Origin of the sequence: Bradyrhizobium sp. 63_E2_N1_3 (genome assembly GCF_052076005.1) — a bacterium.
Lineage (GTDB): Bacteria > Pseudomonadota > Alphaproteobacteria > Rhizobiales > Xanthobacteraceae > Bradyrhizobium > Bradyrhizobium barranii.
This window is the reverse complement of sequence record NZ_CP197235.1, coordinates 6,119,810-6,133,400: the sequence shown is the minus strand read 5'-3', so window position 1 is coordinate 6,133,400 and position 13,591 is coordinate 6,119,810. Positions and strand designations below refer to the sequence as shown.

13 protein-coding genes are annotated in these 13,591 nt (G+C 64.4%); 2 read left to right on the top strand and 11 right to left on the bottom strand.

What is annotated here, in order from left to right:
* Positions 1-8 precede the first annotated feature (8 nt).
* A complete protein-coding gene (locus AB7531_RS29515) occupies positions 9-875 on the top strand; it encodes a PhzF family phenazine biosynthesis protein (RefSeq protein WP_063984262.1) in 867 nt (288 codons plus the stop codon).
* A 63-nt stretch (positions 876-938) separates the two neighbouring features.
* Here AB7531_RS29515 and AB7531_RS29510 read toward each other — a convergent pair whose 3' ends face one another.
* The 10 genes from AB7531_RS29510 to AB7531_RS29465 all read right to left on the bottom strand — a co-directional run bounded on the left by AB7531_RS29510 (position 939) and on the right by AB7531_RS29465 (position 11,180).
* On the bottom strand, positions 939-1,643 hold the full coding sequence (locus tag AB7531_RS29510; protein WP_063984261.1) for a YoaK family protein: 705 nt from the start codon (positions 1,641-1,643) through the stop codon (positions 939-941).
* Positions 1,644-1,722: 79 nt separating this feature from the next.
* Entirely contained in the window at positions 1,723-2,505 is a 783-nt protein-coding gene (locus AB7531_RS29505; protein ID WP_063984260.1) for a 3-hydroxybutyrate dehydrogenase, read from the bottom strand.
* 34 nt (positions 2,506-2,539) lie between these two features.
* Entirely contained in the window at positions 2,540-4,156 is a 1,617-nt protein-coding gene (locus tag AB7531_RS29500; protein WP_063984259.1) for an MDR family MFS transporter, read from the bottom strand.
* Positions 4,157-4,239: 83 nt separating this feature from the next.
* A complete protein-coding gene (locus tag AB7531_RS29495) occupies positions 4,240-5,388 on the bottom strand; it encodes an HlyD family secretion protein (RefSeq protein ID WP_063984258.1) in 1,149 nt (382 codons plus the stop codon).
* A 32-nt stretch (positions 5,389-5,420) separates the two neighbouring features.
* A complete protein-coding gene (locus AB7531_RS29490; RefSeq protein WP_354095260.1) occupies positions 5,421-6,596 on the bottom strand; it encodes a patatin-like phospholipase family protein in 1,176 nt (391 codons plus the stop codon).
* Positions 6,597-6,629: 33 nt separating this feature from the next.
* Positions 6,630-7,427, bottom strand: a complete 798-nt coding sequence (locus AB7531_RS29485) for an acetoacetate decarboxylase (protein WP_063986512.1) — start codon at positions 7,425-7,427, stop codon at positions 6,630-6,632.
* A 79-nt stretch (positions 7,428-7,506) separates the two neighbouring features.
* Complete coding sequence (locus AB7531_RS29480) at positions 7,507-8,712, bottom strand: NAD(P)/FAD-dependent oxidoreductase (protein ID WP_063984256.1); 1,206 nt, start codon at positions 8,710-8,712, stop codon at positions 7,507-7,509.
* Positions 8,713-8,828: 116 nt separating this feature from the next.
* Complete coding sequence (locus tag AB7531_RS29475) at positions 8,829-9,122, bottom strand: hypothetical protein (RefSeq protein ID WP_084795220.1); 294 nt, start codon at positions 9,120-9,122, stop codon at positions 8,829-8,831.
* Between the two features lie 101 nt (positions 9,123-9,223).
* Complete coding sequence (locus AB7531_RS29470; RefSeq protein WP_063984255.1) at positions 9,224-10,174, bottom strand: helix-turn-helix transcriptional regulator; 951 nt, start codon at positions 10,172-10,174, stop codon at positions 9,224-9,226.
* Positions 10,175-10,226: 52 nt separating this feature from the next.
* Positions 10,227-11,180 carry a helix-turn-helix domain-containing protein gene (locus AB7531_RS29465; RefSeq protein WP_084795218.1) on the bottom strand — a complete coding sequence of 318 codons (954 nt, stop codon included), beginning with the start codon at positions 11,178-11,180 and terminating at the stop codon, positions 10,227-10,229.
* 447 nt (positions 11,181-11,627) lie between these two features.
* On the opposite strand from AB7531_RS29465, the gene AB7531_RS29460 reads away from it, so the two are divergent.
* Positions 11,628-12,557, top strand: a complete 930-nt coding sequence (locus AB7531_RS29460) for a helix-turn-helix domain-containing protein (protein WP_063984252.1) — start codon at positions 11,628-11,630, stop codon at positions 12,555-12,557.
* Positions 12,558-12,565: 8 nt separating this feature from the next.
* Here AB7531_RS29460 and AB7531_RS29455 read toward each other — a convergent pair whose 3' ends face one another.
* Positions 12,566-13,489 carry a catalase gene (locus tag AB7531_RS29455; protein WP_063984251.1) on the bottom strand — a complete coding sequence of 308 codons (924 nt, stop codon included), beginning with the start codon at positions 13,487-13,489 and terminating at the stop codon, positions 12,566-12,568.
* Positions 13,490-13,591: the final 102 nt, after the last annotated feature.

The window sequence follows — 13,591 nt, the reverse complement described above, 5'->3', positions numbered from 1 at the left end:
CGAGAGTCATGAGAGCCTACAAAGTCGTCGACGCCTTCTCCTCCAAACCCTTCCTGGGAAACCCCGTCGCAGTCGTCCTTGATGCTGAGGGGCTGGCGACGGCCGAAATGCAGGCAATTGCCCGCTGGACGAACCTGTCGGAAACGACATTTCTCTTGCCGCCCACGAGTTCCGAGGCGGACTACCGCCTGCGCATTTTTACCCCCCGCAGCGAACTGCCGTTTGCCGGGCATCCGACGCTCGGCAGCGCCCATGCGGTGTTGGAGGCGGGCCGCGTGATGCCCCGGGGCGGTCGTCTCGTCCAGGAATGCGGTGTCGGGCTGGTGCGGATTGCCGTGGAGGGCGACGGCGCGGAGCGGCGTCTGACGCTTGCGTTGCCGCCGGCGAAGGTCACGGCTCTTTCAGCCGCAGACGTCGACGAATTGGAGGCAGTCATCGGGCATCGGATCGTTCGCGAGGTGGCTCCAGCGATCGTGGATGTCGGGGCCGTCTGGGTCGTCGCGCAACTTGCCGACGCGGACAGTGTGCTCGCGCTGACCCCGGACTTCCGGCGCTCGGCTGCCTTCGAGAAGCGGCTCGGTGTGACCGGGCTCTCGCTTTTTGGCCGTCACGCTGATGGCGAGGCGGCTATCGAGGTGCGTTCTTTTGCACCATCATGCGGCGTCGAGGAGGACCCGGTATGCGGCAGTGGAAACGGTGCCATCGCCGTGTTCCATCGCGACCGCGGTCTCCTCAAGGCCGGGACGAGCTACACGGCGGCGCAGGGGCGCTGCGTCGGGCGCGATGGCCGCATCGCCTTGGCGATCGAGGCAGACGGCGAGATCAGCGTTGGCGGCGCTTGCGTTACGTGCGTGGATGGCAGGATTGCCGATTAAGCCACAGGTCGATGGTCGATCATGCCGCGCTTCGGCTGCGGTATGCATATTGAGTCAGACCCGTTAACGCACCGCGACCGCGACGGCAGACAAGGCTGCCGGAAGGGACCAGGCCCAGTCTCCCAGCACTGAAACAGCCGCCGCGGCGGCGACACAGCCGAAGATGAAGCCGAGCAAACGATGGAGCGAGCGACCCAGCGGCGTTGAATCATGCGGCAGCAGAGGGGTGCGTGGAGCGAGCAGGTCCATCGCCGACAAGACGGCATTGGCCAGATTGCCGGTCATCACCGCGGTCGAGATCGCGCCCGGCAGAGCGAGGCGAAGGAGCGCGTACTGGCAGGCCATGGCCGACACGGCGATCATCGCGGCCGCGCCGGCCCGGGATCCAGCCGCATCGGCAGACGGCCTTGTGATGACGCTGAAGATCAACAACGCGGCCAGCACGAGGAACTGAACCCGAAGCAACAGTCGCGCCAGGCTCGAACCGTGCCGGCCGGAAGCTTGGGCGATCAGCCAGACGGTCGCCAAGGTCAACATGAAAACGGGAATCGCCAACAGCTGTGCCCAATGAAACGAGCCGCCATCGACGGCAACGACGGCGGCCAGCACGATGTTGCCGGTCACGTGAGCCGTGAAGATATGACCCAGCGTGAAGAAGCCGGTGAAGTCGACCATTCCGGCGATGACGCTGAGCAACGGTGGCAGTCGCGCCTCCAGGCGCGACAGCTCCGTTGCGTCATCCGCTGAATCCGCGGACCTTTGCAGCATGAGGAGGTCTCTGGCGAGCAGGGACATCTTTGGCTACTCCGATGCTGGCCGTTCGCATGGGCCGCTCACTGACCGCCGGCTACTGTGCCGTCCATCCGCCATCGACCGCGATCGCGGTGCCCGTGATCTGGTCCGCCGCGGGCGAGCACAGGAAGGCCACGGTGCCTCCAAGCTGCTCCGGAGAGACGAACTCGGACGACGGTTGTTTCTCGCCCAGGAGTGTCGTGGCGGCGTCCTTTTGGCTGATGTTCTTCTGTGCGGCGATGTCGCTGATCTGCTTTTCGACCAAGGGCGTCCGCACCCAGCCGGGACAGACTGCGTTGCAGGTCACGCCGCTGCCGGCGGTCTCCAGGCCAACCACCTTGGTCAGGCCGATCAACCCGTGCTTGGCGGCGACGTAGGCGGCCTTGTGTGTCGATGCGACGAGGCCGTGGGTGGAGGCGATGTTGACGATCCGGCCCCAGCGCTGCTTCTTCATCTGGGGCACTGCTGCCGCGATGCCGTGAAACGCGGCCGACAGGTTGATGTCCAGGATCGCATGCCACTTGGCCGACGGAAATTCTTCCACCGGCGCGGTGAACTGGATGCCGGCATTGTTCACGAGGATATCGAGGCGTCCGAACGTCTCGATTGTCGCGGCGATCAATCGGCGCACGGCATCGCCCTTCGACATATCGGCGCCGTCGTAGACCACGCGCACGCCGTGCTCGCGCTCGATCCCGCTGCGGATGGCTTCGATCTCGCCGGGGTCGCCGAAGCCGTTCAACACGAGGTTGACGCGGAGCCTGGCCAACTCTCTGGCGATTCCGAGCCCGATACCGCTGGTCGATCCGGTGACGACAGCGACCTTATCCTTCAACATGGCAGTTCCTTTCGACGTCAGGTGGGGTGGGGGACTAGTGGGTGCCGCCGGCCTCGATCTGGCCGGGCTTCTTCAGCATCATGGAGGCGGCGAGTGCGACGATCAGCGCGACACCGAGCAGGTAGAACATGTCGCCGAAAGCCAGGATGAAGGCCTGCTTCTGCACGATCTTGCCAATCGCGACATAGGCGCGGTGGGTGGCGTCGATGCGATCGGTCACGCCGTGGTTCATGAAATACTGCGTCAGCTTCTCGAGCCTGGCTTGCGTGGCCTGCTCCAGCAGCGAGACCGACTGCGTCAGCACGTTGGAGTGATATTGCTCGCGCTTGGTGAGCAGCGTCTGCAGCAGCGCGATGCCGACGGCGCCGCCGAGGTTGCGCATCATGTTGAACAGGCCCGAGGCCGAACCCGCGTTCTCCGCCTCGATGCCCGATGTCGCGACAGCCGACAGCGGAGCGAACACCAGTGCCTGACCGAAGGCGCGGACGACGTTCGGCCAGAAGAGCTGGTCGGTGGCGTAGTCGTTGGTCATCGAGATGTTCATGAAGTTGGAGGCTGCGAACAGCGCAAAGCCGACACCGATGATGAGCCGCGCGTCGAAGCGCCGTAACAGCTGCGGCACCAGCGGGATCAGCAACAGCTGCGGCAGCCCGGTCCACGCTAGCACCATGCCGATCTGCTCGGCGTTGTAGCCCCGGATGCGCGATAGATAGACGGGCAGGATGAAGACCGAGCCGTAGAGCGCGATGCCGAGCAGGAAATTGGCGAGGATACCGAAGCCGAAATTGCGACGCGCCAGGAGGCGGAGGTTCAGCAGCGGCTTCCGTTCCGCCAGCTCGATCCACAGGAAGGCCGACAGCGCGATCGCCGCGACAATCGACAGCTTGACGATGAACGGCGAGCCGAACCAGTCGTCCTTGTTGCCTTCCTCGAGCACGGTCTGCAGCGCGGCGAGGCCGATCGCCATGGTGGCGATCCCGGCCCAATCGCCCTCGCGCAGCAGCGACAGCTTCATCGGCTGCGACTCGAGCGAGACGAACAGCAAGCCGATCATGACCGCGCCCGGCACCAGGTTGACATAGAAGATGTACCGCCAGCCCCAGTTCTCGGTGAGATAGCCGCCGATGGTCGGCCCGATCGCGGGCGCAAAGGTCGCGGAGATCGCAAACAGCGCCAGCCCGATCGGCTGCTTCGCCTTTGGCAGCAGCGTGATGATGAGCGTGAACGCCATCGGGATCAGCACGCCACCGGTAAAGCCCTGCACGGCGCGCAACACGATCATCTGCGACAGGTCTTGCGCCAGCGCGCAGGCCGCCGAGAACACCAGGAACAACGTCGCATTGGTCAGGAGATAGATGCGGATCGAGAACGCCTGCGCGAGCCAGCCGGACAGCGGGATCACCACGATCTCGGCGATCAGGTAGGAGGTCGAGATCCAGCCGCCGTCATCGATACCGGCCCCGATCGCGCCCTGGATGTCAGCGAGCGAAGCGTTGACGATCTGGATGTTGAGCACCGCCATGAAGGCGCCGAGCGTGGCGCCGGCGATGGCGATCCAGGTCTTGGCGGAGACCGCCGGGGCCGGTGTGGTGACGGGCCGCTCGCCTTCGCCGGCGGGCACGGCATCGATGGCCGGTTGCAGTGTGGTCATGGTTGTCTGCTCGTCGCTTGCGAGAGAAGCATGGCCTGAACGGACTGTCCGCGAGGAGACAACCGCCAGGGACGCGTGTTCATTCAACTGCGAGGCTCGGGGCGGCGCGATGCGAGGCGCTTCTTGTTTTCGCGTTCGGCGATCGCCGCCGATTTGGTATTGATGGTCGGCTCGGTCGACATGCCGGGACGGAGCAGGCCGGTCAGGCTGCGGTCGTCGAGGACGATTTTCACCGGCATGCGCTGTACGATCTTGGTGAAGTTGCCGGTCGCGTTGTCGGGCGGCAGCAGCGCAAACTCCAGGCCGCTTGCAGGGGACAGGCTGTCGACATGGCCGTGCAGTCTGGTGCCGCGGAAGCTGTCGATGGTCAGCTCGACGGGCTGGCCGCCGCGCACATGGGTGAGCTGGGTTTCCTTGAAATTGGCGACGATGTACACGGCATCGAGCGGGACGACGGCCATCAGCTGCGTACCGGCCTGGACGAACTGCCCGACCCGGAGCGAGCGCGCACCGACGGTGCCGTCGACCGGCGCGATGATGCCGGTGTAGGAGAGGTTCAATGCCGCCTGCTGCTCGACCGCGCGGGCGCGGTCGCGCTGCGCGACTGCCCTGGCGCGTTCGGTGGAGAGCACGTCGACCTTGCGCTCGGCCGCGAGCAGGCCCGACTTGGCGTGCTGCAATTGCGCGGCGGCGGCGCGCAGTGCCGCATCGGTCTGCTGCGCGCGCTGCACCGTGCCGGAGCCCGTCTTCATCAGCCCGTCGTATCGGACCTGCTCTTCCTGCGCGAACTTCAGATTGGCCGTGGCGGCAGCGACATCGGCCGTGCCTTGCTCGATGATCGGCTGCTGCAGGGCAAGCTGTGCATCGAGATTGCGGACAGTGGCGTCGGATGCGGCGACGTCGGCGCCGGCCTGGTCGAGCGCGGCGCGGAAATCGCGATCGTCGATCTTTGCCAGCAACTGGCCGGCCTTCACCGTTTCGTTGTCGCCGACCAGGACCTGCGCAATATAGCCCGACACTTTCGGTGAGATGATCGTGGAATCCGCCTTCACATAGGCGTCGTCCGTGGTCTCCAGATAGCGGCCGATGGTGAGATAGTGGTGGCCAAACTCGGCTGCGGCGACGACGCCCAGGGCCAGTGCCAAGGCGAGGGCGGCCCGCTTGATCGCCTGCCCGGATGGCCGAAGGTTGGCTTTGGCGCCCTGCTCGGGAGCATAGGAAATGGAAGACATGGTATTCTCCGAAACGAGGTGGGCGGTGAGATTCAGTCGCGGCGATGGACGTCGTGGGTGACGATGCCGAGCTCGGGAGCCGGCGGGTCCAGGCGGCGCGGATCGGCCAGCGTGCGGCGGATATCGTCCAGTCCGCTCTGCCAGTGAGCGCGCATCGCGCTCAGCCCGAACTCGTAATCCCTCGAATGGCCCTCGTGGATCTTGGTCTGATAGATCAGGTGCACGATGTTGTAGCAACGGTGGCGCGCCATCTCGGCGATAGCGCGGATCTCGGGATCGTGCCTGGCGGCGTCCGGCAATTTCGCGATCGTGCGCTGCAAGGCCTGACGCATCTTCTGCATCCGCAGTACCTGGTCGGTCACGGCGCGTGTGCGGCTCGAATACTGGATGTCCTTCTGCCGGCTCGACACTTCCATCATGTCGTGGGGAACGTGGCCCTTGGCCGACCAGAGATCGATCTGGAACGTCAGCGTGTCACACGGCTCGCCGGACAGCACGCGAGATAAAGGCGTGTTCGAAACCACGCCGCCATCCCAATAGTGCTCGCCTTCGATCTCGACGGCGGGGAAGCCCGGCGGCAACGCACCCGATGCCATGAAATGCTTCGGTCCCAGCCGGCGCTCGGCGGTGTCGAAATAGGTCAGGTTGCCGGTGCGGACGTTGACCGCGCCGACGCTGACGCGCACGTCGCCCGAGTTCAGCCGGTCGAAGTCGACGAGCCGTTCCAGCGTCCGGTGCAGGGGGGCCGTATCGTAAAAGCTGGTCGCGGAGTCGCCCGAGAACGGTGACCAGAGCGGGGAGGGGAAGCGTGGCTTGAAGAAGCCCGGCTGGCCCTGGATCAAGGCCCGCGCCGCCGCCATCGCGTTGCGTACCGAGTTGATGTCGAACGCAAAGGGCAGGGCGTTGGCGAGCCCTTCGCCGGCGGGCCACTCTATCGAAAAGGCGCAGATGGTTTCCCAGAACTCGCGCAACCGTCCAACACGCTCGCCTTCGGGCGAGCCCGCGATGATCGCGGCGTTGAGCGCGCCGATCGAGATGCCGGCCAGCCAGTTCGGCCGGATGCCGGCCTCGTGCAGGCCTTCATAGACTCCGGCCTGATAGGCGCCGAGTGCGCCGCCGCCTTGCAGCACCAGGGCGACGACATCGTAGGGCAGCGAATTGCTCCGCTGCGGCACAGGATTGGTTTGCTCGCGCATCACGTTCAGCATTTTGAGGACTCCCGATGGTACGGATGATGTCGATCAGCCGGCATTCGCGTCGACCAGGGTTTCGGAGGATCCGCGCCGCCGCACGATTTCGCCCGGGGCCAGATAGTCGTGGACCACGGTGCCGAGCCCGAGCGTCAGGTCGGCAACGATATGCTTCGCCGAGAGCACCTGGAGGACCGGCAGCTCGGCGACGGGAGCGAGGGCGTGCGAGTACAGGTCGAGCGCAGCCGGCCCAGTCCAGGCGCCCTTCACGGTGATGTCCTCGAGATGGAAGCGCACCAGCTCGCAGATGCGCGGCGTGCCGTCGACATGCGGAATGATCTTGAGCAGGAAATTCGGTGCGGCGAGCTTTTTTGCTTCGGCCGCGGCGTCGAGGGCCCGGTGCTTGTAGCCCATCGTGCCGGTCGCGATGCGGACCGAGCCGTAGTTCAAGGTGCCGACCAGCGTGTCGGTCTCGACCTCAAGCTTCGGCTGCGCCAGCTTCTTGGGAAAGCCCCAGAGCTCGCGCCCGCCCGCAATTGGCGGATGATCGTTGAGGAACATCTGGTGGACGAAGCTGCCGGCCTTGCCCTGAAAGGACACCGGAACGACCTGCCCACTTTCGGTGTAGTCGCCAAATCCGGTCGAGTCCGGCATTCGGATGAACTCATAGTTCACTACGGGTTCGGTGATTTCGAGTGGTGCCGGCACGATCCGGCGCAGTGCCTCGGGATCTGTCCGGTACTGGATGATGAAGTATTCGCGATTGATGAAGCGATAGGGGCCGGGCGGGAAAGCCGGGCTGGTCAGCGGCATGGCGAACGCGCTCGCGCGCACGGTCTCGTGTTTCATCATGGTTGGCTCCGGTTGGTATGGGGTGATCGGGCCGGGCCCGCGCACGGTCGGCGCGGCCCGGTTTCGCGCGAGGCAGCTAGACTTCGCCGACGTGCTCCGGATCGGCCGAGGCCAGCGCGGCCGCACGTTCCGGTCGGGGCGGATAGATCCAGACCGTATTGATCTGCTGCTTGGTCCGCTTCGCCTCGTCGCCGACGAGCTCGAGCTTCCGATCCCAGCCTCGCGTGAAGATGGCGCCGGCTTCTCCCAGATCGAGGCATGTGGCGTAGGCCTTCTGGTGATAAGGCCTGGTCGCGACACCTAAAAGTTCGGCAGCGGCATTGTTGCCGGCAAACGCGCCCATTCGCGTGGCATGCTGGCACGACATCAACGCGTGGTTGCCGACGTCATCACACGCTGCTTTGGCCGCATCGCCGGTGGCAAAGACGCCGGCTACACCAGGCACGCGCAAGTCGCGGTCGACAAGGAGGCGGCCCAGATTGTCGCGCTCGGCCGGGATCTGCGCGGTCAGAGGAGCGGCGCGCATGCCGGCAGCCCAGATCACGGTCTCCGCTTCGATGTGTTCGCCGCTGGAAAGCGTGACGCCAGACTTGTCGAGCGACGCGACGCCGGTGCCGAGGCGGGTCTCCACGCCAAGCTTGCGCAGCGCATCCTCAATGACGGGGCGGGAATCTGCGCCCATATCGTGAGCGATCGTGCTGTTGCGATCGACGATGACGACGCGTGCCTTGGCGTTCTTGCCGAGGACCGCGCGCAGCCGCGCCGGCATCTCCGTCGCCGTCTCGATACCGGTGAATCCGCCGCCGGCCACGACGACCGTATCGCGTCCGTTCCTTGCAGGCCGATCGGCCAGATCATGGAGATGCCGCTCCAGCGCAATCGCATCGTCGAGCTTGTCGACGCTGAAAGCGTGTTCGACGATGCCGGGGATGTTCGGTCGGAAAAGCCGGCTGCCGGTGGCAACGACCAGCCGATCGTAGGAGAGAGGCTGCTTCGTGCCTTTGGCCGTGACGAGCTCGATCACACGAGACTTGGTATCAATGGTCCCGGCGCTGCCTCGCACGTAGACGACGTCGATGGCCTTCAACACGTCTTGCAGAGGTGCCGTCAGGGTTTCCGGCTTGCTTTCGTAGAGGCGGGGCCGGACCACGAGCGTCGGCTCCGGTGCAACCAGCGCGATCTCGAGTTGTTCGGGCGAAGCGCCCTGAATGTCCCGCAGGCGCGCGGCGGAAAGTGCGGCGTACATGCCGGCAAAGCCGGCGCCGATAATGACGAGTCGCATTTGATGATCTCCTGTGGATTGAGCTTTTCGGGCATGGGCGCGTCATCGCCGCCGCCACTCTCGTGGCGGATCGTCGAGACCGATGACGCGAAGACGTGAAGTGAGATCGCGAATTCTCAGGGAGAGGGGCAGCCTGGCATCGAAGCCATCGGCGGCGGCCGGCGGTGACGAAAGAAAATTGGCTCAATGGCGTTCGGACGCCAGTCGGCGTACGGAAGCTGGCCGCCATCCCTGTCGAAGATGGACATCACCGAACTTGCGTTGTGTATGGACTGCGCCGGTATTTCCACTTCCTCGCCGGTTGCCGAGGTGAAGCGAACGGCCAATGAAAGTCCGTACATGATGGCACTTGCGGCCATCCTTCGTCGCGGCACGAGTTTGACCGGACTAACGAAGTTCTTCCAGGTCATTGTTCGTCTCCGTCTATTGGATCGAGGGCACCCTGATCATTTAGCGGAGCGGACCTGCAGTTGCGCCAGAGCGATTGCTCTGCCTGCAGAGTGATTGCTGCTTAGCGCATGCGACGTCGCCAATCGCTCGGCGTTTCTCCCGTCAATCGCCTGAATGCGGCGGCAAAGGCGGTTTGAGAGGCATAGCCAAGCTCAGCCGCCACCGTGGCGATTGGGATTTCGGTGTCGCGCAGCGTGTTCATGGCCTGCTCGAGCCGGTGCTGGCGCAGCCAGCTATGCGGCGAAAGACCGGTGCTTTCCTTGAAAGCACGACAGAAGTGGAAGCGCGACAGGCCGGCGTCCGAAGCGAGCGCCGCAAGAGAGACGTCGGAATCGCTGTCCGAACGCAAGCGTTCGATCGCGCGTCGCAGAGCTTGGGGAGCCAGCCCGCCTATGATCGGCTCGATGGCGGTCGGCTCGCCGATGTGCGCGGCCAGGATGCGCGTGGCGATGATATCGGTCAGTCGCTGCCTGAAGAGTGCATCCAGAACCGCGTTGCCCTCCAACACATCCGCCCCGCTCATCAGCAGTCCAGATGTGACAGGGTCGAGATGCCCGGTTCGCTCCAGAAGATCACGGGGAATGGGCGCGTCGGCTTCGCGGGCGACGCGTTCGAGCGTTGCGTGCGGAAGATACAGCTGGACGACATCGACAGGACCGGGAATATCCCATCTGGCGCTCGAACCAGCCGGAATGATCGTCACGACTCCGGAGCGGGCCGTTCCGATTGCAACCGATTTTCCGGCGCGTCGCTCCAGGCGCTGAACGCCTGTGGGGTACGTCATGATGACGTGGTCGGTCATGGGCTCGACGACGTCGTGCAGAGCGCCGTGCTTCCAATGCGCGATGCCGCCATTGGAGGGGTCCGAAGCCATCTGGAGCGGCGCGGTCTTCAGGATGCGCGCCATCTCCACATCGGCAGGCCGCCGCTCGACGTTCGGCGAGTCGCTGTGGCGCGCACCGGGTGCGGCAAGCAGAGCCCCCAAAGGATCGTGCAGGATTGGCTTGTCCATGGAGTTAGTCTCGCGTTCGGAAGGCACTTCGGGACCGGCGGAGCGATTGCTACTAACGCACGCGTCGTCGCCAATCGCTCGGCGTTTCGCCGTTCAATCGCTTGAACGCCGCGGCGAAGGCCGTTTGCGAGGCATAACCAAGCTCTGCCGCAACCAGGGCGATCGATGCGTCGGTATCGCGGAGCAGGTTCATGGCTTGCTCGAGCCGGTATTGGCGCAGCCAGGCGTGAGGCGAGAGCCCGGTGCTTTCCTTGAATGCGCGGCAGAAGTGGAAACGCGACAGGCCGGCATCGGAGGCGAGGGCATCGAGGGAGACGTCGGTATCGCTGTCCGAGCGCAAGCGTTCGATGGCACGGGCCAGCACCTTGGGCGAAAGCCCACCGATGGTCGGCTGGAATGTGGCTTGCGAGCCGGTATGGGCAGCCAGGAGACGCATCGACAAGAGGTCGATCAACTGATGCCTGAACAGCGTGTCCAGGGCCCCATTGCCCTCCAGCGTGTTGACCGCGCTCAGGATCAATCGGGACGTGATGGGATCAGGATGCGCCGTTCGCTCCAGGAGATCGCTCGATGTGCCGCTCGCGGCTTCGTCGGCGACGCGTTTCAGCGTTGCGTGAGGAAGATAGAGCTGAACGACGTCGACAGGCTTCGGAATATCCCATCGGGAGCTCGATCCTTCGGGAATGATGATCACGACCCCGCGGCGAAACGTTCCAATCGCAACGGACCGTCCTGACCGCCGCTCCATGTGCTGCATCGCGCCGTTGTAGGCCATGATGACGTGGTGGCTCATGGGCTCGACGACGTCGTGCAAGGGTTCGTGTTTCCAGTGGGCGATCCCGGCACCGGAGGAGTCCAATGCCACGCGAAATGGTTCGGTGTGGAGCACACGCGCCATCTCGGCATCAGCGGCACGCCGCCCGGTCGACGACGACTGGCCTTGGCTTGGCTCGGATGCGGCCGGAGGATTTTCACGCGCAGAATTGTGCGAGATCGGTTTGCTCATTGGACGTGCTCGTCTCAGGGGCCTTGCACTCGCGGCTGAGCGCGATTTGCGCGCCCGGCGTGAAGCCATCGCTTCTTTTGCACCCGTACGGGTGCCGCAGCGCGCGGCGAGCGCTCGGTGTGGTTTTCTAGGCACGTGGGACTACGGGGTCTTTCCTGAAACCGCGGTGCTTGTCCTGATTCTGCTCAAAGCGCTCGGACGCGAGATCTTGTGATCGGCGATCCCTGGACGACTGCGGAGAATCAAGCTCATGATTTAGGCATTAGATATTGAAATCGCTTCTGAAAATGGCTTTGCCACAATCGGCCGCGGCGCCCCGTCGCAATCGCAAATCACGCCGCAACGCGACTGGACCGCCGTACTCCGAAGCGGATAATGCTACCGACCTCCAGGGCGACGGCAGTCAGATGGGTTGCCTGGTCAGAATTCCACGGATGGGTCGATCGAATGGCACTGGCTGGCACCTTCGGACAGAGGGTCAAGCGGCAGTTGAGCCTGGCGGATGCACCGCCTTCGCTGATCACGCGGTCGCGGCGAGGCGTCGACGTTGCGGTCACCGAAACCCTGAACAGTGAGCCGGTAGAGGGTCTTTCCGGCTCGCTTGCCGACGACGCCTATCTCGTCAGCCTGAAGCTGCAGGATTATCCTGACTGCGAGCTCTGGGAGCACGGCAAGTGCTTTACGAAGACGGATGTCAGAGCCGGTACGACCTATCTGTACGATCTCCGGCACGATCCGCGCTTCGTCATCGACAAGCCGTTCCATTCCGTCCATTTCTATCTTCCCCGTCTGATGCTCGACGGAATCGCGCGAGAAGCCCGCACGCCGCCCATTGGCGACCTCGCGTGCCGGTATGGTTTCGGCCATGACGACGAGATCATGCGCCATGTCGGCGCCCTGATGTTGGAAGGACTGCGTCGTCCGGCAGAGGCCAACCAGCTCTTCATCGACCACATGATGCTCGCGTTCACGGCCCACATTGCCCAGACCTATGGCGGATGGCAGCGCGTCGCGGATGCGGCCCGGGGCGGTCTTTCCCCATGGCAGGTGAGGCGAGCCTGCGAAAGGCTCGACTCGGATCTCGGCGGGACGCTTTCACTGCAACAGATCGCGGCCGAGTTTGGTCTCTCGGTTAGCCATTTTTCCCGCGCGTTTCGAATCTCGACCGGCCTCCCGCCTCATCAGTGGCTGCTCCGCCAGCGTGTGAAGGCGGCAAAGCAGTTGATGACCCTGCGCGACGTGCCGCTGTCCGAGATTGCGATCTCGGTCGGGTTCGCCAATCAAAGCCATTTGACGAAGGTGTTCTCGGCGCAGGTGGGCGTCAGCCCGGCGGCATGGCGCCGCGAAGCGCTTGGCATCAGGGACAGCGAGACGTGATCGTCCGATCAGCGGCGCTGCGCCAGTGAATTGGCGTAGGCGGCGCGTCGCGCCACGAAGATCTCATCCGGCGGATAACCGATGCCCTCCGCAAGATTTGCCGGATCGAAGCCGGAAGTATCGCACGTCTCGTCCGCTTCGATCGCGGTGATCACGATCGTTCCGAGCCGTACGGCTTCCCGGCTGTCCTCATCCGGCCACCGGATCGTGACGTCCTGCGTCGGGTCATCGGGACGACCGAGCAGCGCCATCAGGCTGAACCGGATATCGCGCGTCGCGATCCTTCCTTTGAGATCGTCGTGCAGGACGTCGGCGGACGTCGTCTTGGCCTTACCCCTGATCGCGGCAAGCTCGCTACCGACCGGGACGACCTTGAATTTGATGAACTGCGTCTCGCCCCTCGAATTCGTTGCGGGGAAGGCGTGGACGGCCCAGTAGGTCGTGCTGGCAAAGCTCGGGGGAGGCGGATGCGCGGCGATGTAGTTCGCCTGACGCAGCGTTTCGGGATTGGCGGTGGAGAAGGCCTTGATCCTCTCCAGGTCCGGCCTGCCGTCGCGACCGGGCATGCGCGAGGTGAGGAATGCCAGCATTTGATCGAGCGTCCTCGCATAATGAACCGGAGCGCTCTGTGTGAGGATGTCGGAGCGGTGCTCGTCGTTGCCGAGCCTGAAGCTGAAGCCGCGCAGCGTGAGATCCCTGGTCTCGGATTCGCGAGGACCGCCGTCCACCGAGAAGCGCGCCAGCACGCGCGATGGTCTTGTGAAGCTGCGCGACTTCGTGACCTCGTCGGCCCGATCCGAAGGGATGTAGGTCCCCCGGACGCAGCGGCCCTTGGCAAAGCTCGCGCGTGCGTTGGGTGGATTGCCCAGAACGGCTTTCTGAGCCTCGACAATGGAGGCGGGGGTGGCGGTGCCGCTCGGGAACAGGGACATGGCTTGGTCTTGGATTTGCTACCCCAACCCTTAGCGGTGGGGCTGCTTTCCCGCTCCAGAGCGATTGCTGTGGTTGCAGCGCGATTGCTGTCATCTTGCGCG

What these genes read in the sequence shown, in the direction of transcription:
- AB7531_RS29485 (WP_063986512.1), bottom strand. Translation starts at nt 7,427, where the DNA reads ATGAAACACGAGACCGTGCGCGCGAGCGCGTTCGCCATGCCGCTGACC.
- AB7531_RS29475 (WP_084795220.1), bottom strand. Translation starts at nt 9,122, where the DNA reads ATGACCTGGAAGAACTTCGTTAGTCCGGTCAAACTCGTGCCGCGACGA.
- AB7531_RS29505 (WP_063984260.1), bottom strand. Translation starts at nt 2,505, where the DNA reads ATGTTGAAGGATAAGGTCGCTGTCGTCACCGGATCGACCAGCGGTATC.
- AB7531_RS29500 (WP_063984259.1), bottom strand. Translation starts at nt 4,156, where the DNA reads ATGACCACACTGCAACCGGCCATCGATGCCGTGCCCGCCGGCGAAGGC.
- AB7531_RS29480 (WP_063984256.1), bottom strand. Translation starts at nt 8,712, where the DNA reads ATGCGACTCGTCATTATCGGCGCCGGCTTTGCCGGCATGTACGCCGCA.
- AB7531_RS29470 (WP_063984255.1), bottom strand. Translation starts at nt 10,174, where the DNA reads ATGGACAAGCCAATCCTGCACGATCCTTTGGGGGCTCTGCTTGCCGCA.
- AB7531_RS29455 (WP_063984251.1), bottom strand. Translation starts at nt 13,489, where the DNA reads ATGTCCCTGTTCCCGAGCGGCACCGCCACCCCCGCCTCCATTGTCGAG.
- AB7531_RS29465 (WP_084795218.1), bottom strand. Translation starts at nt 11,180, where the DNA reads ATGAGCAAACCGATCTCGCACAATTCTGCGCGTGAAAATCCTCCGGCC.
- AB7531_RS29460 (WP_063984252.1), top strand. Translation starts at nt 11,628, where the DNA reads ATGGCACTGGCTGGCACCTTCGGACAGAGGGTCAAGCGGCAGTTGAGC.
- AB7531_RS29510 (WP_063984261.1), bottom strand. Translation starts at nt 1,643, where the DNA reads ATGCTGCAAAGGTCCGCGGATTCAGCGGATGACGCAACGGAGCTGTCG.
- AB7531_RS29515 (WP_063984262.1), top strand. Translation starts at nt 9, where the DNA reads ATGAGAGCCTACAAAGTCGTCGACGCCTTCTCCTCCAAACCCTTCCTG.
- AB7531_RS29495 (WP_063984258.1), bottom strand. Translation starts at nt 5,388, where the DNA reads ATGTCTTCCATTTCCTATGCTCCCGAGCAGGGCGCCAAAGCCAACCTT.
- AB7531_RS29490 (WP_354095260.1), bottom strand. Translation starts at nt 6,596, where the DNA reads ATGCTGAACGTGATGCGCGAGCAAACCAATCCTGTGCCGCAGCGGAGC.